This window comes from Streptomyces sp. PA03-5A (genome assembly GCF_033792725.1).
GTDB lineage: Bacteria > Actinomycetota > Actinomycetes > Streptomycetales > Streptomycetaceae > Actinacidiphila.
Genome location: NZ_JARAVL010000012.1, coordinates 16,395 through 36,248, shown reverse-complemented (window position 1 = coordinate 36,248; position 19,854 = coordinate 16,395). Strand labels below are relative to the sequence as shown.

Genomic DNA, 19,854 nt, shown 5'->3' with positions numbered 1-19,854 from the left:
GTGCTGGCGCGGGTGCGGGGGACTGCCGTCGGCGGGGTGTGAGGGGGCCGGGGCGGGTACGCGTGCTCGTGGTGCCGCGGACCGTATGGGGCGGTCCGCGGCACCACGGGTGATGGGGGTGCCGGTCGGGTCAACCGGCCCCGGGTCAGGTGACGTTGACCCCGGTCCACGCGGCGGCGACCGCGTTGTACTCGGCGGAGCCGCTGCCGTACAGGTCCTTGGCCGCGTTCAGGGTCGCGGTGCGGGCCTTGGTGTAGTTGGTGGACGAGGTGAAGTACACCGTCAGCGCGCGGTACCAGATGGCGGCGGCCTTGGCGCGGCCGATGCCGGTGACGGTGGAGCCGTTCTTCGTCGGGCTGTTGTAGCTGACGCCGTTGACGGTCTTGGCGCCGCTGCCCTCCGAGAGCAGGTAGAAGAAGTGGTTGGCCACGCCCGACGAGTAGTGGACGTCGAGGTTCTTCACCGAGGACGACCAGTAGTCGGCGGAGGCGCCGTCCTTGGACGGCTTGTCCATGTACCGCAGCGGGCTGCCGTCGCCGTTGATGTCGATCTTCTCGCCGATGAGGTAGTCGGGGGTGTCGGAGGCCAGGTTGGCGTAGAACTCGACCATGGTGCCGAAGATGTCGGAGGTGGCCTCGTTGAGGCCGCCGGACTCGCCGGAGTAGGTCAGGCCGGCCGTGGCGCTGGTGACGCCGTGGGATATCTCGTGGCCCGCGACGTCGAGTGCGGTCAGCGGGTGGGTGTTGCCCGAGCCGTCGCCGTAGGTCATGCAGAAGCAGCTGTCGTCCCAGAAGGCGTTGACGTAGTTGCTGCCGTAGTGGGCGCGCGACAGGGAGCCCTTGCCGTCGTTGCGGATGCCGGAGCGGCTGAAGGTGTTCTTGTAGAAGTCCCACGTCGCCGCCGCGCCGAACTGCGCGTCCACGGCCGCCGACTGGCGGTTGGAGGCGGAGCCGTTGCCCCAGACGTCGTCGGTGTCGGAGAAGGTCGTCCCCGTCCCGCTGGTGCGGTTGTTCAGGTCCGTGGTGTAGATGCCGCCGCGGCTCGCGTCCTTGAGGGTGTAGGTGCTGCCGGACTTCGTGGTGGTCAGCGGGACCGAGCCCACGTGGACGCCGGTGCCGCTGCCGGTCTGGATGCCCTCGTAGGCCTGGATCACGGCGCCGGTGGCGGCGTCGGTGATGACGTTCAGCGCGCTGGGGGTGCCGTCGGCCTGGGTGCCGTGGACCACGGTCCGGTACGCCAGGCGGGGCGTGCCGCTGACGGCCCAGACGACCTTCTCGGGGGCCGCGGCCTGCCCGACCGCCTTCAGCGGCTCCTCGCCCTTGACCAGCGGGGTCTTCAGCAGGCCCTTGACCATCGCCGCGGCCTTCTCCTCGGCGGCCGCGGCCGTGACGGAGGGCGTGAGCGTGGCGGGCGCGATCCTCGCGGTGACCGCGCGCGAGACGGACCGGGTGGCGCCGCTCTTGTCCTGGTGCACCACCAGGTCGCCGCCGAGCACCTCCAGGCCGGCGTAGGTGCGGTCGTAGCGCAGGTGACGGGTGCCGTCGGGGTCGACGACGACGTCCCTGACGGTCAGCTGCTCGCGGTCGCCGAGCCCGAGGCTCCCGGCGAGGCCGGCGGCCTTGCCGCGGGCGTCGGACAGGGCCTGCGCGTGGGCGGCGGCGAGGGCCGGAGCGGTGGGGGCGCTCTGGGCGTTCGCGGCGAAGGACTGGAGACCGCCGGCCAGGAGCGCCGAGGCGGCGGCAAGGGTGCCGAATGCCAGCTTCTTGCGCAATGTGACTCCTTGGGTCCCGTCGCGTGGGGGCGACGGGCGAGGACTCCGGGCAGGTGGGCGCCCGGAGCGGTGTGGGGGACGCGCGGTGTTCCGCGCGGCAAGGAGCCTCGCACCGAACGACGGGTTAATGACAGGTGCACTTCATGCATTGGCCGGTTCGTGCGACGGTGGCCCCGGCCCATGCGGCCATCTCCCGGCCCAAAGGGTGACAACTCCGTCCCACGAGTAGGGGAAACCCTCCCCGGGGAGGGCGACTTTCCGGTCACGATCCGCGGCCCGGGTGGCTGAAACACCGCGGTAATACGTGTGACGGGAGCCCGGCGTATGATCACGCGCACCGTGGCGCCGGTGAGGCGCGGCGTCCCGCCCCGCGAGACGCGGCTGCCCAGCATGTGACCGACGGGTAGGCTCGGGCCTGTGCCCAAGCCGCTGAGCCTGCCCTTCGACCCCATCGCCCGTGCGGACGACATCTGGACCCGGCGCTGGGGGCGCGTGCCCTCGATGGTCGCGATCACGTCGATCATGCGCGCCCAGCAGATCCTGCTCTCCCAGGTCGACTCCGTCGTCAAGCCCTACGGGCTGACCTTCGCGCGCTACGAGGCCCTGGTGCTGCTGGCCTTCAGCAAGGAGGGCGAGCTGCCGATGTCCAAGATCGGCGAACGCCTCATGGTGCACCCCACCTCGGTCACCAACACCGTCGACCGGCTGGTCGCCGCCGGCTTCGTCGCCAAGCGGCCCAACCCCAACGACGGGCGCGGCACGCTCGCCTCCATCACCGTCAAGGGCCGCGAGGTGTGCGAGGCCGCCACCGAGGACCTCATGGGGATGAAGTTCGGGCTCGGCGCGTACGACGACGAGCAGTGCGCGGAGATCTTCGACCTGCTGCGGCCGCTGCGCATAGCGGCGGGGGACTTCGAGGAGTGACGCGCGCCACGGCCGGGGCCGGGGGAAGCGCCGGAATCGCACCGGTTACGCTCGTCCGCATGAAGCAGAGTGTTCTGACCCGGTACCGCGTGCTCGCCTACGTGACGGGCGTGCTGCTGGTGCTGCTGACCATCGGCGTGATCGCCAAGTACGTGCTGGAGGTCGACGGCGCCGCGGGCTTCACCAAGGTCGTCAGCATCGCCCACGGCTGGCTGTACGTCCTGTACCTGGTCTTCGCCTTCGACCTGGGCTCCAAGGCGAAGTGGCCGCTCGGCAAGCTGGCGTGGGTGCTGCTGGCCGGGACGATCCCCACCGCCGCGTTCTTCGTCGAGCGCAAGGTGAGCCGCGAGGTCACCCCGCTGGTGGCCCCCGCGGGTGAACCCGTCAAGGTCTGAGACCGGCCTGACCTGCGGTTTCCTCCCCTCGTTCGACGGACGGGGGGTTCCGCCGTCGACAGGTACTAGGACGTCCTAGTATTTTCGCCTTGTAGGGGTCATCCTCGTGGTACGGGGACCGGCCCGGAAGGCGAGAGAGGCGGAGACACGGCATGGACGCTGCAGCCATCGAGGAGGGGCGCAGCCGCTGGCAGGCGCGCTACGACACCGCGCGCAAGCGCGAGGCCGACTTCACCACCCTCTCCGGCGACCCGGTCGAGCCCGTGTACGGCCCGCCCGCGGGTGCCGAGGTGCCCGGCTTCGAGCGGATCGGCTGGCCCGGTGAGTACCCCTTCACGCGCGGTCTGCACGCGACGGGTTACCGGGGCCGTACGTGGACGATCCGCCAGTTCGCCGGTTTCGGCAACGCCGAGCAGACCAACGAGCGCTACAAGATGATCCTCGAGGCGGGTGGTGGCGGCCTGTCCGTCGCGTTCGACATGCCCACCCTCATGGGACGCGACTCCGACGACCCCCGCTCGCTGGGTGAGGTCGGCCACTGCGGTGTCGCCATCGACTCCGCCGCCGACATGGAGGTCCTCTTCAAGGACATCCCGCTCGGCGACGTCACCACCTCCATGACGATCTCCGGTCCCGCGGTGCCGGTCTTCTGCATGTACCTGGTGGCCGCCGAGCGCCAGGGCGTCGACCCCGCCGTGCTCAACGGCACCCTGCAGACCGACATCTTCAAGGAGTACATCGCGCAGAAGGAGTGGCTCTTCGCCCCCGAGCCGCACCTGCGCCTGATCGGCGACCTGATGGAGCACTGCGCGGCGGGCATCCCCGCGTACAAGCCGCTGTCGGTCTCCGGCTACCACATCCGCGAGGCCGGTTCCACGGCCGCGCAGGAGCTCGCCTACACCCTCGCCGACGGCTTCGGCTACGTGGAGCTGGGCCTGTCGCGCGGTCTGGACGTCGACACCTTCGCGCCGGGCCTGTCCTTCTTCTTCGACGCCCACCTGGACTTCTTCGAGGAGATCGCCAAGTTCCGCGCCGCGCGCCGGATCTGGGCCCGCTGGATGCGCGACGTGTACGGCGCGAAGACCGACAAGGCGCAGTGGCTGCGCTTCCACACCCAGACGGCCGGCGTCTCGCTGACCGCCCAGCAGCCGTACAACAACGTCGTGCGTACCGCCGTCGAGGCCCTGGCCGCGGTCCTCGGCGGCACCAACTCGCTGCACACCAACGCCCTGGACGAGACGCTGGCGCTGCCCAGCGCCCAGGCGGCGGAGATCGCGCTGCGCACGCAGCAGGTGCTGATGGAGGAGACCGGCGTCGCCAACGTGGCCGACCCGCTGGGCGGTTCCTGGTACGTCGAGGCGCTGACCGACCGCATCGAGGCGGACGCGGAGAAGATCTTCGACAAGATCAAGGAGCTCGGCGCCCGCGCCGTGCCGGACGGCAGGCACGCGGTGGGCCCGATCACCTCGGGCATCCTGCGCGGCATCGAGGACGGCTACTTCACCGGCCGGATCGCCGAGGCCGCCTTCGAGTACCAGCGCGCCCTGGAGAAGGGCGACAAGAAGGTCGTCGGCGTCAACTGCCACACCGGCTCCGTGACGGGCGACCTGGAGATCCTGCGGGTCAGCCACGAGGTCGAGCGGGAGCAGGTCCGCGTGCTCGCCGGCCGCAAGGGCGAGCGGGACGACGCGGCCGTCCGCAAGGCGCTGGAGGCGATGCTGACCGCCGCCCGGGACGGCAGCAACATGATCGGGCCGATGCTGGACGCGGTGCGGGCCGAGGCCACCCTGGGCGAGATCTGCGGGGCCCTGCGCGACGAGTGGGGCAGCTACACGGAGCCCGCGCGCTTCTGACGAACCGCGCGGGGCCCGGCGGGAACAGCGCGTGTTCCCGCCGGGCCCCGCTGCCGTGCCCGCCGCCCCCAAAAGCCCGGGGGCGGCGGGCACGCTGCTCAGAACTGCTCGACGAAGTACGGCTGGAGGGTCATCCAGCCGTTGCCGCGGGCGCCGTAGCGGGTGCCGTTGTCGCTCTGCGCCAGCGTGTACCAGGAGTCGACGTAGTCCGGGTCGTCCGTCCACCAGTCGTCCGGGATGGCGTCCAGGACCGCGTTCACCAGCGGGATGTAGGTGCCCTGGTCGGCGATGGTCAGCAGGATTCCCGCAATGGCCTTGGCCAGGTCGCGGTAGTTGGTGCTGCCGTCGTCCTCCATCATCACGGCGTCGGCGAGGTTGTACTTGTACAGCGACCAGTTGACCAGGATCTGGTTCGGGCTGTACGTCGTCCCGTCGTTGTCCAGGTACGGCATGTCGACGGGGTCGACCCGCACGAGGCCGTCCTGGCCGAATCCCGTGACGAGGGTGTAGATCTCGGCGTCGCCCTTGACCCACGGCTCCTCGTCGTCGGAGAGCCGGACCTGGGTGATGCGCGTGGTCCAGAAGCCGGCCGCGGCCGCCGAGGCGGAGGACGGCGCCGCGGGGCGCCGGGCGGACGAGGTCAGACCCTGGCGGCCCAGCTCCGACTGGAGGACGTCCAGACCCGCGGCCAGTGCCTTGGAGCCGTCGATGTCGACGACGTACACCGGGTGGGTGGGAGCGCTGCGGGCGTCGAGGCGGTGGGCCCGGCCCCGGCTGTCGTAGGCGGTGACGGTGCGGACGTCCTCGTCGGAACTGGCCGCGGCCACCCACGGGGTGACGCCGGAGGCCAGCGCCCCGCGCATCGAGTCGTCCCCGAGCCGCAGCCGCAGCAGGGAACCGACGTCCGCGCCGAGGCCCTTGGCGGCGGCGATCCGCCGGTCGGCGTCGGCGAGCGCGGGCCGCAGCTGCGGGCCGGCGAGCTCGGTGACGGCCACCTCGTCCGAGGTCAGCGCCGCGTGGCGGACGCGGGCGCGCCATGAGGCGTCGGAGAGGGAGCCGGCGATGGCGCGCGCCGCCTGTTCCTCCGCCACGGTGACGGCGGACGACGGGGCGTGGGCACGCGGGGTGGCGGACGCGGGGAGCGCGGTGGCGCTCTGTGCGGCCGTCAGGGCGATCAGCGAGGCGGCGACGGTGGCGACGACGCCGCGCCGAGCGGGGTGAGGGTGTCTCACGTGGATCGATCCTCCTGGGGGCGAGCGATCAATGGGCGCGCTGACAGGGTGGAACGAGGGAACGCCGAGCAACGGCCAATGCCTGGCCGCCGGGTTGTCTATGCGAGTAGATGACCCGCCGGTAATCATGACGATGACATGCCATGCGGGCAAGAGGTGCCGCGGCTCCTTCGAGCAAAGGGAAGCCGAACTCCCGGCGACGGCTAGGACGTTGACGCCGCCGCGAGCCCGCCCAGCAGGACGGTGGTGAAGCGGGCCGCCCAGTCGGCGTCCACCGGTTCGCAGCTGACGAGCGCGCGGTGCACCACGGCGCCCGCGATCACGTCGAAGATCAGGTCGATCTGCGGCGCGGGGTCGCCGTCGTCCGGCGGGATCTCCCCGCGCTCCTGGGCGCGCCGGCGGCCCTCGATGACCAGGCGCTTCTGCCGGTCGACGATCGCCTCCCGGATCCGCTGCCGCAGTGCCTCGTCGTGGGTGGCCTCGGCGACCACCGCCATGAGCGCGGTCTTGGTGGCGGGCTGCTCCAGCAGGGCCGCGAACTGCAGGACCACGCCCTCCACGTCGGCCCGCAGGCTGCCGCGGTCGGGCAGTTCGAGCTCGTCGAAGAGCGCGGCGACCGCGTCCACGGCGAGCTCGTTCTTGTTCGCCCAGCGCCGGTAGAGGGTGGTCTTGGCGACGCGCGCGCGGGCCGCGACGTCGCCCATGGTGAGCTTGCCCCAGCCGAGCTCGACCAGGGCCTGCCGCGCGGCGTCCAGGATCGCCCGGTCGGCCTCCGCACTGCGAGGGCGTCCGGTCCTTCTGCCTGTTTCACGCGCGCACATGGCTGGGAACCCTATCCCCGTTGCGTATGGTGCGGCCGTACAGTTACGCTACGGGTCGTATCGAAAGGGTGGCGGCCGCCGCGCGGGAGTGGACCTCGCGCCGGACAGCGCGTCACCGTCGCGCGCCGCAGGTGGCGCTTTCGGGGGGCGATTCCCCGGGAACCGCGACGAGGGGGGAGGATTGGTCTCATGCAGCCACGGAACATGTCCATGAGCGGCGTGGTCGACCTCGCCGCGGTGAAGGCGGCCGGAGAGGCCAAGGCGAAGGCCGAGCAGGCCCGCGCGGAAGCCGCCCGCAACGGGGGAGAGCCCGCCGCCCCCGCCCTGGTGACCGAGGTCACCGAGGCCACCTTCGAGAGCGATGTCCTGCAGCGCTCCACCGAGGTCCCGGTCGTCGTCCACTTCTGGACCGACCGCGCGGACGCGAGTGTGCAGTTGCAGGACACGCTGGAGTACCTCGCCGGCGCCTACGCGGGCCGGATCGTCGTCGCGAAGATCGACGTGTACGCGAACCAGCTGCTGGTGCAGCAGTTCGGCGTGCAGGGCATCCCCGCGGTGTTCGCGGTGCTGGCCGGCCAGGCCATGCCGCTCTTCCAGGGCGCCGCACCCGAGGACCAGATCCGCGAGGTGCTGGACCAGCTGGTCGCCGTGGCCGAGCAGCGCTTCGGCATCACGGGCGTACCGGCCGAGGGCGGCGTCGAGGCGCCGGTCGCCGAGGAGCGGCCGCCCACCCCGCAGGAGCTCGCGCTGTCGGCGGCGCACGACGCGCTGGACCAGGGCGACCTCGGTGGCGCGATCCAGGCGTACCGCAACGTGCTCTCGGACGAGCCGGCCAACACCGAGGCGAAGCTGGGCCTGGCGCAGGCCGAGTTGCTGCAGCGGGTGCAGGGCGTCGACGCGCAGGCCGCCCGCAAGGCCGCGGCGGACGCCCCGGCGGACGTGGCGGCGCAGGTCGCCGTGGCCGACCTGGACCTGGTCGGCGGCCATGTCGAGGACGCCTTCGGCCGGCTGGTGGACACCGTGCGGCGCACCGCGGGCGAGGACCGCGACACCGTGCGGCTGCGGCTGCTGGAGCTGTTCGAGGTGATCGGGTCCGACGACCCCCGGGTGACGGCCGCGCGTGCGGCGCTGGCACGGGTGCTGTTCTGACCTGATCACGTAAGGTGGCCGTGCCTCGAAAGCCATTTCGAGCCTCGATCAGGACCGGCCGCGCTTTACCAAATCTTGATGAAGCGCGGCCGCTGTTACTTCCGGTAAGAGAGTGACAGGACTCTGTCCGGATCCATCACACGATGGGTGATTTTCACACCCCCATCGCAACTACGCAGCGTAGCGGTTATGGTCTAGACCATATCTCCTGGGTTATCGCACCGTTACCCGCTAGTAACGACGCCCCTTGTGCAGCGGCGCCGAATGGACCACGATCGGCCAAGCCCGGTCCGTCGCCGAGCAGTCGGCATCCAGCCGTCCGATCGCCGAACGGGTCCCCACCGGGCCGGGACGCCGATGCTGTGCCAGCAGCGGACGCGGACCGCGGACAGGGGGGTCTCTGCCGTCCGGCGGGGCCTGTCCAGCAGGTTGCGCGAGAGCGTGGCCGTGTGGTTGTCGCTCGGGGGTGATCGCCGATTTTTCGGACAGCGTCGTCCGCTCTTTCCCGCGTGACGGCCGTCGATACGGCGCTCTCCTTCCCGAGGACGTAGCACTTCTCCCATCCCGCCGCAATCCCCACGATTCCGGCCGGAGATGTACGTCCGAGAAGGAGGAAAGTCATGGAGTCGCTCATCCGCGGCGGTACCAGATGGAAGCGGTTCGCCGTCGTCATGGTGCCCAGCGTCGCGGCCACCGCGGCGATAGGCGTGGCCCTGGGTCAGGGCGCGCTCGCCGCTTCGTTCAGCGTTTCGGGCCAGCAGTTCAAGGTCCAGGCCCAGGACCTGCAGGGTGACGGCTTCGTCCAGTACGGAGCCATCGACGTCCAGCACGGCGGCAAGCCGATCCCGGTCGCGGTCTCCGCGTTCGACTCGGCCACGATCACCGGTCTGTGCCAGTCCGTGGTCGTGCCGACGCCGATCGGCGACGTCACGCTGAAGCTGGGCGCCGGCAACGGCGGCAAGAAGGTCGAGGCGAAGAACCTCTACATCGACCTCGACCAGCTCGACGCCGATGCGGAGTTCACCGACATCAACATCGGTGTCGCCGCCGGTGACACCACGCAGGGCCCCGGCATCAAGACCGGTGACAAGACCGACCCCGGTTCCTTCGCCCAGGAGGCCCGGAAGGCTCACCTCACCGGTGTGCAGCAGACCGCGTGGGCGACCAGCGCGGGCACCTTCAAGCTCAGCGGGCTGAGCATGTCGGTGAAGATGGGCTCCGGCGCGAAGTACGAGTGCTTCTAGCCTGACCAGAGGGGGTGGGGGGCACGGGATGCCCCTCACCTTCCTCACCCCCGACTCTTTCTAGAAACGCCAGTCCCAGGGAGCTGTTTTCCATGAGCGCCGAGACACACGGACTGAGGGGCCGGTTCGGCTATTGGCGGTTCCGCTTCCGCGTATGGCGCGGGCAGCGGCCGTTCTGGGCGGGCCTGCTGACACTGCTGGCCGGACTGCCCATCGCGTACTTCCCGTACGCCCATCTCTCGCTCGGCGCGCTGAGCCTGACCATGGCCACCACGGCCGGGTCCGGTTCGCTGATCATCGGCGTGCTGTTGGTCGTACTCGGCCTGACCATGTGGTTCCAGTCGGCGGTGCGGGTCTTCTCGGGCGTCGCGTCGATCCTGCTGTCGCTGGTGTCGCTGGTGGTCTCCAACTTCGGCGGCTTCCTGATGGGCTTCCTGCTGGGCCTCATCGGCGGCGCCCTCGCCGTCTCGTGGGCCCCGGGCGCACCGCCCGCCGACGGCGGCGCGGACCCGGCGGAACTGCCCGGCAGCGGCAAGGGCGACGACGGCGACGCCGGTTACGTGCCGCCGCCCGGTTCCCCCTACGCGGCGGCCTACGGCGAGTACCCGGCCGACCCGGCCGCCGGCCAGGCAGGGACCGCCCCGCAGCACCCGGTGGACGGCGCCGAGACCGTAGACGCGAACGGGAGGCACAGTGCGGGGTGATGAGGTCCAGCCCGCTTCCGGGGTCGCCGCCGGCAGCGGCACCCGTGAGAGAACGGGGCCGCGGCACGCGGCGCCGAGGAAGTCGCTGCTGACCAAGCTGCAGATGCCCGCGGGCAAGGCGATAGCCCTGGCCGCGATGCCGACGGCGGTCCTGATGGGCATGGGACTGACGCCGAGGCTGGCCTCTGCCGACGAACTGCCGAAGAACCCGTTCTCGGGCACGAAGTGCGTCGAGCAGCCCGACGAGCCGGTGGAGTCCGCGACGCCGAGCGCCACCCCGTCGAGCGGCGGCACCAAGACCCCGACCGCGGATCCGTCCGGGAGCCCGTCGAGCGACCCCTCGGGTTCCGCCGGTTCCGGTGACGAGGGCGGCAAGGGCGACGAGAGCGGCGGCGGTTCGTCCGGTGGCACGGGGACGACGGCGCCCACCCCGTCGGCCTCGCCCTCGGCGGCCCAGCAGAACAACCCGCTGGACCCGCTGGGCGTCGGTGACGCCCTGGGCGACCTGCTGGGGCTCAACAAGAAGAGCGAGGGGTCCGCCACGGCGACCTCGACGCCCGCCCCGGGCGCGACCTCGGCCGCTCCCAAGCCGAGCGCCTCCACGGGCACGGTGAAGACGAAGGCCGAGGACACCTCCGACACGCTGAAGAAGACCGTGTCGGAGGCCGTCGAGAAGCTCTCGGAGACCACCGGGAAGGCGACGCAGACCCCGGACCCCTCGCAGAGCTCCCCGGCCGTGTCGGCGGACGGCAAGACCCCGTTCCCGTGCCCGACCCACGACGCGCAGGCCCTGGCGGACGCCGCCTACCAGGAGACGCAGTCGCTGCTGCCCGACGACCCGTGGGTCCTGCGCAGCAGCCTGCTGACCCTGACCGGGCTCGACTACAAGGGCATCGTCGAGGTCAAGACCTGGAGCGGGAAGGTCAAGAAGGTCCTGAAGTTCACCGCCACCGGCGTGGACATCAAGGACCTGCAGCAGGAGGTCGTGGGGCCGAACGGCACCGTCGGGCACGTGGACGCCCGCAAGGGCAGCACCTCGACGATCCGCAACGGCACGGTGACGATGTACACCGAGTCGCTCAAGGGCAACCTCTTCGGGCTCATCCCGATCGAGTTCACCCCGGACACCCCGCCCCCGATCAACGTGCCGGCCGCCTTCTTCACCAACGTCACGGTCAAGCAGGCCGGCCAGTTCGGCGGCACGCTGAAGGTCCCCGGCATGCACGTGTACAACACCGCGGACTGAGCGCGGCCGCACAGGACCCCTCCGGGAGCCGCACGAGGAAACGGCGGAGGGCGCCGTCCCCGCAAGGGGAGGTGCCCTCCGCCGTTCCCGTGTTCCGGGCGGCCCGGCGGCCGGTCAGACCGCGCGGTGGCCGAGGTGGTGGACCCGCACCAGGTTGGTGGTGCCGGGGACGCCGGGCGGGGAGCCGGCCGTGATGATCACGGTGTCGCCCTCGGCGTAGTCGCTGAGCTTCAGCATCTCCTGGTTGACGATCTCGACCATCTCGTCGGTGGTGTTCACGTGCGGGACGACGGTGGTCTGCACGCCCCAGGTGAGCGCCAGCATGTTGCGGGTCGACTCGTCGGTCGTGTACGCCACCACCGTCTGCGGCACGCGGTAGCGGGCCAGCCGGCGGGCGGTGTCGCCGGACTTGGTGAAGGCGACCAGGGTCTTGGCGTCCAGGTAGTCCGCGAGCTCGGCGGCGGCGCGGGCGACCGCGCCGCCCTGGGTGCGCGGCTTGCGGCCGTTGAGCGGCCACAGGCCCTGCTTGAGCAGTTCGACCTCGGCCGCCTCGATGATCCGCGACATCGTCTTCACGGTCTCGATCGGGTACTTGCCGACGCTGGACTCGGCGGACAGCATGACCGCATCCGTACCGTCCAGGATCGCGTTGGCGACGTCGGAGGCCTCGGCGCGGGTCGGACGGGAGTTGGTGATCATCGACTCCATCATCTGGGTCGCGACGATCACGGGCTTGGCGTTGCGGCGGCAGAGCTCGATCAGCCGCTTCTGCACCATCGGGACCTTCTCCAGCGGGTACTCCACCGCCAGGTCGCCACGGGCCACCATGACGCCGTCGAAGGCCGCGACGACGTCCTCCATGTTGTCGACCGCCTGCGGCTTCTCGACCTTGGCGATGACCGGCACGCGGCGGCCGACCTCGTCCATGACGCGGTGGACGTCGCGGACGTCCTTGGCGTCGCGGACGAAGGAGAGCGCCACCATGTCGACGCCCATGTGCAGGGCGAAGCGCAGGTCCTCGATGTCCTTCTCGGACAGGGCGGGCACGTTGACCGCGGCGCCGGGCAGGTTGATGCCCTTGTGGTCGGAGATGACGCCGCCCTCGACGACCAGGCAGCGGACCCGCGGGCCGTCGACGTCGATCACGCGCAGCGCGACGTTGCCGTCGTTGATCAGGACGGGGTCGCCGGCGCGCACGTCGGCGGGCAGGCCCTTGTAGGTGGTGCCGCAGATGGTCCTGTCACCGGGCACGTCCTCGGTGGTGATGACGAACTCGTCACCGGCGACCAGCTCCACGGGACCGTCCGCGAAGGTCTCCAGGCGGATCTTGGGCCCCTGGAGGTCGGCCAGCACGCCGATGGCACGTCCGGTCTCCACGGAGACCTTGCGCACCCGCTGGTAGCGCTCCTCGTGCTCGGCGTGGCTGCCGTGGCTGAAGTTGAAGCGGGCCACGTTCATACCGGCCTCGGCCAGCGTCTTCAGCTGGTCGTAGGAGTCGACGGCGGGACCCAGGGTGCAGACGATTTTCGCTCGGCGCATGAGGACGATCCTATCGGGTTTGTTCCGCTCCGGAATTTTCCCGTGCGGGGGAGGCATGGACGGTGCGGACGGCGGCCATAGAGTAGAGCCTCCGGGTGGCCGCAACGAGTCACCGGCCGGTGACCAGCGCGTACGTCTGCTGTGCGATCTCCAGTTCCTCGTCGGTGGGGACGACCGCCACCGCGACCCGGCTGCCCGCGGCCGACACCACGCGGGCGGCATGCCCGCGCACCGCGTTGCGCACCGCGTCGAGCTCGACGCCCAGGCCCTCCAGGCCGGCCATGGCGGCGGCCCGGACCGCCGCGGAGTTCTCGCCGACGCCCGCCGTGAAGGCGATCGCGTCGACCCGCCCCAGCACGGCGGTGTAGGCGCCCACGTACTTGCGCAGCCGGTGGACGTAGACGTCGAAGGCGAGCTGGGCTGCCGCGTCGCCTTCGGCCATCCGGCGGGCGATCTCCCGCATGTCGTTGTCGCCGCACAGGCCCAGCAGGCCGGAGCGCTTGTTGAGCAGGTCGTCGATCTCCGCCACCGCCATCCCGCCCACGCGGGCCAGGTGGAAGACCACGGCCGGGTCCAGGTCCCCCGAACGGGTGCCCATCACCAGGCCCTCCAGCGGGGTGAGCCCCATCGAGGTCTCCACGCACCGCCCACCGCGCACGGCCGAGGCGGAGGCCCCGTTGCCCAGGTGCAGGACGATGACGTTGACCTCGGCCGGGTCCCTGCCCAGCAGCCGCGCCGTCGCGCGGGAGACGTACGCGTGCGAGGTGCCGTGGAAGCCGTAGCGGCGCACCTGGTGGGCGTCGGCGGTCTCCCGGTCGATCGCGTAGCGGTAGGCGTGCTCGGGGACGGTGGAGTGGAAGGCGGTGTCGAAGACGGCCACCTGCGGCAGGTCCGGACGCAGGTCGCGGGCCACCCGGATGCCCGTGACGTTCGCCGGGTTGTGGAGCGGGGCCAGCGGCACCAGTTCCTCGACGGCGGCGAGCACCTCGTCGTCGATCAGCGTCGGCTCGGTGAAACGCGTGCCGCCGTGCACGACCCGGTGGCCCACCGCGGCCAGCTCGGGTGAGTCCAGGCCGAGGCCGCGGGCGGCGAGCTCCTCCGCGACCGTCTTCAGCGCCTCGGCGTGGTCCGCGACCTCGCCCGGCTCGCCGATCCGCTCGACGATCCCGGCCGCCGGCCGGCTGCCGTCGGCCATGTCCAGCAGCTGGTACTTCACCGACGAAGAGCCGGAGTTGAGGACGAGGACGCGGGTAGCGGTCACGGTGTCTTCCCTGTGGTGGCCGGTCACCGGTCGCCCTGCGCCTGGATGGCCGTGATGGCGACGGTGTTGACGATGTCCTGGACCAGCGCGCCGCGCGACAGGTCGTTGACGGGCTTGCGCAGGCCCTGCAGCACGGGGCCAACCGCCACCGCGCCCGCCGAACGCTGCACCGCCTTGTAGGTGTTGTTGCCGGTGTTGAGGTCCGGGAAGATCAGCACGGTGGCGTTGCCGGCGACCTGCGAGTCCGGCAGCTTGGTGGCCGCGACCTTGGCGTCGACCGCCGCGTCGTACTGGATGGGCCCCTCCACCAGCAGCTCCGGGCGCCGCTGCCGGACCAGTTCGGTGGCCCGGCGCACCTTGTCCACGTCGGCGCCCGAGCCGGAGGTGCCGGTGGAGTACGAGAGCATCGCCACCCGCGGCTCGACCCCGAACTGGGCGGCGGTCTCGGCGGACTGGATCGCGATGTCGGCCAGCTGCTCCGCGTCCGGGTCCGGGTTGACCGCGCAGTCGCCGTACACCAGCACCCGGTCGGCCAGGCACATGAAGAAGACGGAGCTGACGATGGCCGCACCCGGGGCGGTCTTGATGACCTCGAAGGCCGGGCGGATCGTCGCCGCCGTGGAGTGGACGGCGCCGGAGACCATGCCGTCGGCGAGGCCCTGCTCCACCATCAGCGTCCCGAAGTAGGAGACGTCGGCCACGACGTCGTACGCCAGCTCGTAGCTGACGCCCCGGTGGGCGCGGAGCCTGGCGTAGAGCTCCGCGAAGTTCTCGCGCAGCGGCGAGGTCTGCGGGTCGGTCAGGGTGCAGCCGGGCACGTCGACGTTGACGCCGAGCTCTCCCGCCCGCTTGCGGATGGCGTCCTCGTCGCCGAGCAGGACGATGTCGCAGACGTCCCGGCGCAGCAGGACCTCGGCCGCGTGCAGGATGCGCTCCTCGGTGCCCTCGGGGAGGACCACCCGGCGGCGTCCGGTACGGGCCCGCTCGATCAGCTCGTGCTCGAACATCATCGGGGTGACGCGCTCGCCGCGGACCACCGACAGCCGCTCGGTCAGCTCGGGACCGTCCACGTGCTTCTCGAAGAGCCCGAGCGCCGTCTCCGCCTTGCGCGGGGTGGCCGCGCCCAGCCGTGCCTCCAGGGCGAAGAGCTCGGCGGCGGTCGGGAAGCTGCCGGTGGGCACCGACATGACCGGCGTGCCGGGGGCCAGCCGGGCCGCCAGGGCCATGATCTCCGGGCCGGGCACCTCGTCCAGGGTGAGCAGGATGCCGGCGATGGGCGGGGAACCGGCGGAGTGCGCGGCCAGCGAGCCGATGATCAGGTCCGCCCGGTCGCCCGGAGTGATCACCATGCAGCCGGGGGTCAGTGCGCGGATGAAGGTCGGCAGCATCGCGCCGCCGAAGACGAAGCCCATCACGTCCCGGGACAGTCCGCCGTGGTCACCGAGGAGCACCTCGGCGTCGAGCGCCTCGACGACCTGGGCGACCGTGGGGGCCGACAGCGCCGGCTCGTCGGGCAGCACGTACGCGGGCACCGGGAGCCGGCGGCGCAGCCGCGACGCGGCCTCCTCCAGCACCTCCGGGGGCACCCGGTTGGCGATCATGGCGACGATGTCGCAGCCCAGGCCGGTGTAGGACAGGTGCGCGTTGCGGACCTCGTCCACGACCGAGTCGGCGGTCTGCTCGCGGCCGCCGACCACCGGGATCACCGAGGCGCCGAACTCGTTCGCCAGCCGGGCGTTGATGCCGAGCTCGCCCGGGAGGTTGGTCTCGTGGAAGTCCGAGCCGAGGACGAGCACGGTGGGGAACTCGGTGGCCACCAGGTGGTAGCGGTCCACCAGGCGGGCGATGAGCGCGTCCCGGCCCTGCTCGGCCTGGAGCGCGGCCGCCTCCTCGTAGGTCAGGCCGTGGGCGGTCGCCGGGTCCTGGGTGAGCCGGTAGCGGCTGCGCAACAGCTCGAACATCCGGTCGGGCGTGTCGTGGACCAGCGGCCGGAACACCCCGACGCGGTCCACCTGCCGGGTCAGCAGCTCCATCACGCCCAGCTCGACGACCTGGCGGCCGTCCCCCCTGCCGATACCGGTTACGTACACGCTGCGCGTCACGCGCTCTCTCCATTCCTGCCCGGCGTGATCCACCCAGTCGGGTGGCGGATATCTGTTGACATTACCGTTCGGTGTGCGTATGGCGCGCGGCGGGTGCGGTGCGGACCTACGATGCGAAAAGGCGACCGTACACGCGACCGGAGGGAGCGTGGAGCGCCATGCGCATCGGAGTCCTCACCGCCGGCGGCGACTGCCCTGGACTCAACGCCGTGATCCGCTCGGTGACCCACCGCGCGCTGACCTACCACGGTGACGAGGTCATCGGCTTCGAGGACGGCTTCAAGGGCCTGCTGGAGGGCCGCTACCGTCCGCTCGACCTCAACTCCGTCAGCGGCATCCTTGCCCGGGGCGGCACCATCCTCGGTTCTTCCCGCCTGGAACGCGCCCGCCTCCACGAGGCCGCCGACAACTGGCGCACCGTGTGCTCCGGCTACGGCCTGGACGTCCTCATCCCCATCGGCGGCGAGGGTACGCTCACCGCGGCCCGGCTGCTCGCCGAGGCCGGCATGCCGGTGGTCGGCGTCCCCAAGACCATCGACAACGACATCTCCGCCACCGACCGCACCTTCGGCTTCGACACCGCCGTCACCGTGGCCACCGAGGCCATCGACCGGCTCAAGACCACCGCCGAGTCCCACCAGCGCGTCATGGTCGTCGAGGTCATGGGCCGGCACGCCGGCTGGATCGCCCTGGAGTCCGGCATGGCCGGCGGCGCGCACGGCATCTGCCTCCCGGAACGGCCCTTCGACCCCGCCGACCTCGTCGCCATGGTCGAGGAGCGCTTCGCCCGCGGCAAGAAGTTCGCCGTCGTCTGCGTCGCCGAGGGCGCCCACCCCGCCGAGGGCACCATGCCGTACGCCCACGGCGAGATCGACGCCTACGGCCACGAGCGCTTCGCCGGCATCGGCGCCCGGCTCGCCGCCGAGCTCGAGCAGCGCATGGGCAAGGAGGCCCGCCCCGTCATCCTCGGCCACGTCCAGCGCGGCGGCGTCCCCACCGCCTACGACCGCGTCCTGGCCACCCGCTTCGGCTGGCACGCCGTGGAGGCCGCGCACAAGGGGGCCTTCGGCTGCATGACGGCGCTGCGCGGCACCGCGGTGGAACTGGTGCCGCTCGCCGACGCGGTGATGGTGCTCAAGCGGGTGCCCGAGGACCGCATGCAGGAGGCGGAGTCGGTCTTCTGACGCTCTGTCACAAGCGGCGCTGCGGTGCCCAGCGGTAGGTGAGTTCCGGCCTGCCGACCTGGCCGTACTGCGGGGCGCGGACCGCGCGGCCGGTCTCCACCAGGTGCTCCAGGTAGCGGCGGGCCGTGATCCGGGAGACGCCCACGGCCTGGGCCGCCGCGTTCGCCGACAGGCCCTCCGCCGCCTCGCGCAGCGCCACGGTCACCGCCTCCAGGGTGGGGCCGCTGAGGCCCTTGGGGAGAACCGAGCCCTCCGGGCTGCGCAGCGCCGCCAGGGCGCGGTCCACCTCGTCCTGGCCGGAGGCCTCGCCGCCGGCCAGCTCGTCGCGGTAGCGCGCCCAGCGCTCCAGCCGGTCGCGCAGGGTGGGGAAGGTGAAGGGCTTCAGCAGGTACTGCACCACCCCGACCGAGACGGCCTGCCGCACCACGCCCAGGTCGCGGGCCGAGGTCACCGCCACCACGTCGGCGGTGTGCCCGGCCGCCCGCAGCGTGCGCACCACCTGGAGCCCGTGCCCGTCGGGCAGGTTGAGGTCCAGCAGGATCAGGTCCACCTGGTGCCGTTCGAGCGCGCGCAGCGCCGCGCTCCCGGAGTGGGCCACCGCGGCCACCGTGAACCCCGGCAGCCGCTCGACGTACAGCCGGTGGGCGTCGGCCGCCACCGGGTCGTCCTCGACGACCAGCACCTTGATCATGTCCGCACCTCCCCGCGCAGCGGCAACCGTACGGTGAAGGTGGCGCCGCCGCCCACCGCCCGCTCCAGGTCCACGGTGCCGCCCGCGCGCCGGGCGGTCTGCTCGACGAGCGCGAGCCCGAGGCCGTGCCCGTGGCTCTTGGTCGTCCAGCCGCGCCGGAAGACCTCGCGCACCACGGCCGGGTCCACCCCGCGCCCGCTGTCGGTGACCCGCAGCAGCAGCTCGCCGTCGTCGGTGCGTGCGGTGACCTCGACGTGCGGGCGCGCCGTCGTCTGCGCGGCGCCCTCGATGGCGGCGTCCAGGGCGTTGTCGATCAGGTTGCCCAGGAGGGTGACGAGGTCCCGGGAGGTCAGCGAGGCGGGCAGCACCCCGTCGTCGATGCGGCTGTCCTCGGTGACCGTCAGTTCCACACCGCGCTCGTTCGCCTCGGCCGCCTTGCCCAGCAGCAGCGCGGCCAGCACCGGTTCCGCCACCGCCGCGACCACGCGGTCGGTCAGCGCCTGGGCCAGCTGCAGTTCGGCGGTGGCGAACTCCACCGCGTCCTGGGTGCGGCCCAGTTCGATGAGGGAGACGACCGCGTGCAGCCGGTTGGAGGCCTCGTGCGCCTGGGAGCGCAGCGCCTCGGCGAAACCGCGTACGGAGTCCAGTTCACCGGTGAGCGACTGCAGGTCGGTGTGGTCCCGCAGGGTCACCACGGTGCCCCGGCGCTCCCCGCCGCGCACCGGAGAGGTGTTGACCACCACCACCCGCTCCGCGGTCAGGTGCACCTCGTCCACCCGCGGCTCGGCCGCCAGCAGCGCGCCGGTCAGGGAGGCGGGCAGCCCTAGGTCGGCGACGTAGGAGCCCACCACGTCCCCCGGCAGGCCCAGCAGTTCGCGGGCGGCGTCGTTGCACAGGGCGACCCTGCGGTCGGCGTCCATGAGGATCAGGCCCTCGCGCACCGCGTGCAGCGTCGCCTGGTGGTAGTCGTACATGCGGCTCAGCTCGTCCGCGGCCATGCCGTGCGTGTGGCGGCGCAGCCGGGCGTTGGCGAAGTAGGTGCCGAGGCCGCCGACCGCCAGGGCCGCCGCGGCGATCCCGATCAGCACCGCCAGCTGGTCGCGCACCTGGTCGGTGATGGCCTCGACCGTGATGCCGACGCTGACCAGGCCGACGATCCGGCCGTCGTCCCGGACGGGGGTGACGACGCGCACCGACGCGCCCAGCGTGCCGGTGTACGTCTCCGTGAAGGTGCCGCCCTGCTGGGCGCGCTCTATGTGCCCCAGGAAGGGGCGGCCTATCTGGTCGGTGTCGGGGTGCGTCCAGCGGATGCCGTCCGGGCTCATGATGGTGATGAAGGACACGCCGGTGTCCAGGCGGACCTGCTCCGCGTAGGGCTGGAGCGCGGCGGTGGGGTCCTCGCCGCGGATCGCGGCCGCGACCGAGGGGGCGTCGGCCACCGCCCGTGCGGCCGCCGTGACCCGGTCCCGCGCGGCGTCCTCCGCGCGGCCGGCGGCGTTGACGTAGACGAGCACCGCGATGCCCGCGACCACCATGGCCACGATGACCACCTGCATCGCGAACAACTGGCCCGCCAGGCTGCGCGCACGGCGGCGCGGCCGGGGGCGCGGCCGGGGGCGGTGGAGGCGGGTCGGGAGCGGCATGCCCACCAGTGTGCACAGGTCCCGCGAACACAATGAACGCAAACGTGACCTGGCTCACTGCCCGGGCGCATAGTCGCCGGGACCTATCCAATCGC

At 71.8% G+C, this 19,854-nt stretch carries 16 protein-coding genes; 8 read left to right on the top strand and 8 right to left on the bottom strand.

What is annotated here, in order from left to right; genetic code table 11:
- Positions 1 to 145: 145 nt before the first annotated feature.
- Positions 146 to 1,771 carry a M4 family metallopeptidase gene (locus tag PV410_RS16735; protein WP_500325303.1) on the bottom strand — a complete coding sequence of 542 codons (1,626 nt, stop codon included), beginning with the start codon at positions 1,769 to 1,771 and terminating at the stop codon, positions 146 to 148.
- 417 nt (positions 1,772 to 2,188) lie between these two features.
- Here PV410_RS16735 and PV410_RS16730 point away from each other — a divergent pair, with 417 nt between their 5' ends.
- The 3 genes from PV410_RS16730 to icmA all read left to right on the top strand — a co-directional run bounded on the left by PV410_RS16730 (position 2,189) and on the right by icmA (position 4,943).
- A complete protein-coding gene (locus PV410_RS16730; RefSeq protein ID WP_499514067.1) occupies positions 2,189 to 2,695 on the top strand; it encodes a MarR family winged helix-turn-helix transcriptional regulator in 507 nt (168 codons plus the stop codon).
- A gap of 59 nt (positions 2,696 to 2,754) precedes the next feature.
- Positions 2,755 to 3,090, top strand: a complete 336-nt coding sequence (locus tag PV410_RS16725; protein WP_500325301.1) for a DUF3817 domain-containing protein — start codon at positions 2,755 to 2,757, stop codon at positions 3,088 to 3,090.
- A 152-nt stretch (positions 3,091 to 3,242) separates the two neighbouring features.
- A complete protein-coding gene (icmA, locus tag PV410_RS16720) occupies positions 3,243 to 4,943 on the top strand; it encodes a coenzyme B12-dependent isobutyryl-CoA mutase large subunit (protein WP_500325299.1) in 1,701 nt (566 codons plus the stop codon).
- Between the two features lie 98 nt (positions 4,944 to 5,041).
- Here the strand turns inward: icmA and PV410_RS16715 are convergent, their stop codons facing one another.
- On the bottom strand, positions 5,042 to 6,175 hold the full coding sequence (locus PV410_RS16715; RefSeq protein ID WP_500325297.1) for a DUF3103 family protein: 1,134 nt from the start codon (positions 6,173 to 6,175) through the stop codon (positions 5,042 to 5,044).
- A gap of 203 nt (positions 6,176 to 6,378) precedes the next feature.
- A complete protein-coding gene (locus PV410_RS16710; protein WP_500325295.1) occupies positions 6,379 to 6,996 on the bottom strand; it encodes a TetR/AcrR family transcriptional regulator in 618 nt (205 codons plus the stop codon).
- 189 nt (positions 6,997 to 7,185) lie between these two features.
- Between PV410_RS16710 and PV410_RS16705 the strand changes: the two genes are divergently transcribed.
- From PV410_RS16705 to PV410_RS16690, 4 genes are all read left to right on the top strand, one after another.
- Positions 7,186 to 8,145 (top strand): tetratricopeptide repeat protein, encoded by a 960-nt coding sequence (locus PV410_RS16705; protein WP_500325293.1) that lies wholly within the window; start codon positions 7,186 to 7,188, stop codon positions 8,143 to 8,145.
- Between the two features lie 620 nt (positions 8,146 to 8,765).
- Positions 8,766 to 9,389 carry a DUF6230 family protein gene (locus PV410_RS16700; RefSeq protein WP_500325291.1) on the top strand — a complete coding sequence of 208 codons (624 nt, stop codon included), beginning with the start codon at positions 8,766 to 8,768 and terminating at the stop codon, positions 9,387 to 9,389.
- A 92-nt stretch (positions 9,390 to 9,481) separates the two neighbouring features.
- Complete coding sequence (locus PV410_RS16695) at positions 9,482 to 10,093, top strand: DUF6114 domain-containing protein (protein ID WP_500325289.1); 612 nt, start codon at positions 9,482 to 9,484, stop codon at positions 10,091 to 10,093.
- On the top strand, positions 10,083 to 11,339 hold the full coding sequence (locus PV410_RS16690) for a hydrogenase expression protein HypF (protein ID WP_500325287.1): 1,257 nt from the start codon (positions 10,083 to 10,085) through the stop codon (positions 11,337 to 11,339). The genes PV410_RS16695 and PV410_RS16690 overlap by 11 nt, the downstream gene beginning before the upstream one ends.
- Before the next feature lie 114 nt (positions 11,340 to 11,453).
- Here PV410_RS16690 and pyk read toward each other — a convergent pair whose 3' ends face one another.
- From pyk to pta, 3 genes are all read right to left on the bottom strand, one after another.
- A complete protein-coding gene (gene pyk / locus PV410_RS16685; RefSeq protein ID WP_499514076.1) occupies positions 11,454 to 12,878 on the bottom strand; it encodes a pyruvate kinase in 1,425 nt (474 codons plus the stop codon).
- A gap of 109 nt (positions 12,879 to 12,987) precedes the next feature.
- Positions 12,988 to 14,139 carry an acetate kinase gene (locus tag PV410_RS16680; protein ID WP_500325285.1) on the bottom strand — a complete coding sequence of 384 codons (1,152 nt, stop codon included), beginning with the start codon at positions 14,137 to 14,139 and terminating at the stop codon, positions 12,988 to 12,990.
- Positions 14,140 to 14,162: 23 nt separating this feature from the next.
- The gene (pta, locus tag PV410_RS16675) at positions 14,163 to 16,241 is read right to left on the bottom strand and encodes a phosphate acetyltransferase (RefSeq protein ID WP_500325283.1); all 2,079 of its coding nucleotides are present in this window, start codon (positions 16,239 to 16,241) and stop codon (positions 14,163 to 14,165) included.
- Positions 16,242 to 16,399: 158 nt separating this feature from the next.
- Here pta and PV410_RS16670 point away from each other — a divergent pair, with 158 nt between their 5' ends.
- Positions 16,400 to 17,425, top strand: a complete 1,026-nt coding sequence (locus PV410_RS16670) for an ATP-dependent 6-phosphofructokinase (RefSeq protein WP_499514079.1) — start codon at positions 16,400 to 16,402, stop codon at positions 17,423 to 17,425.
- A 7-nt stretch (positions 17,426 to 17,432) separates the two neighbouring features.
- Here the strand turns inward: PV410_RS16670 and PV410_RS16665 are convergent, their stop codons facing one another.
- Together PV410_RS16665 and PV410_RS16660 are read right to left on the bottom strand one after the other, a co-directional pair.
- Positions 17,433 to 18,116 carry a response regulator gene (locus tag PV410_RS16665; protein ID WP_500325281.1) on the bottom strand — a complete coding sequence of 228 codons (684 nt, stop codon included), beginning with the start codon at positions 18,114 to 18,116 and terminating at the stop codon, positions 17,433 to 17,435.
- Positions 18,113 to 19,759 carry a sensor histidine kinase gene (locus tag PV410_RS16660; RefSeq protein WP_500325279.1) on the bottom strand — a complete coding sequence of 549 codons (1,647 nt, stop codon included), beginning with the start codon at positions 19,757 to 19,759 and terminating at the stop codon, positions 18,113 to 18,115. The genes PV410_RS16665 and PV410_RS16660 overlap by 4 nt, the downstream gene beginning before the upstream one ends.
- Between the last annotated feature and the right edge of the window lie 95 nt (positions 19,760 to 19,854).

Excerpts from the sequence above, each read along its gene's own strand:
- PV410_RS16725 (WP_500325301.1), top strand. The coding sequence starts at position 2,755 with ATGAAGCAGAGTGTTCTGACCCGGTACCGCGTGCTCGCCTACGTGACG.
- icmA (WP_500325299.1), top strand. The coding sequence starts at position 3,243 with ATGGACGCTGCAGCCATCGAGGAGGGGCGCAGCCGCTGGCAGGCGCGC.
- PV410_RS16710 (WP_500325295.1), bottom strand. The coding sequence starts at position 6,996 with ATGTGCGCGCGTGAAACAGGCAGAAGGACCGGACGCCCTCGCAGTGCG.
- PV410_RS16705 (WP_500325293.1), top strand. The coding sequence starts at position 7,186 with ATGCAGCCACGGAACATGTCCATGAGCGGCGTGGTCGACCTCGCCGCG.
- PV410_RS16700 (WP_500325291.1), top strand. The coding sequence starts at position 8,766 with ATGGAGTCGCTCATCCGCGGCGGTACCAGATGGAAGCGGTTCGCCGTC.
- PV410_RS16695 (WP_500325289.1), top strand. The coding sequence starts at position 9,482 with ATGAGCGCCGAGACACACGGACTGAGGGGCCGGTTCGGCTATTGGCGG.
- pyk (WP_499514076.1), bottom strand. The coding sequence starts at position 12,878 with ATGCGCCGAGCGAAAATCGTCTGCACCCTGGGTCCCGCCGTCGACTCC.
- PV410_RS16670 (WP_499514079.1), top strand. The coding sequence starts at position 16,400 with ATGCGCATCGGAGTCCTCACCGCCGGCGGCGACTGCCCTGGACTCAAC.
- PV410_RS16665 (WP_500325281.1), bottom strand. The coding sequence starts at position 18,116 with ATGATCAAGGTGCTGGTCGTCGAGGACGACCCGGTGGCGGCCGACGCC.
- PV410_RS16660 (WP_500325279.1), bottom strand. The coding sequence starts at position 19,759 with ATGCCGCTCCCGACCCGCCTCCACCGCCCCCGGCCGCGCCCCCGGCCG.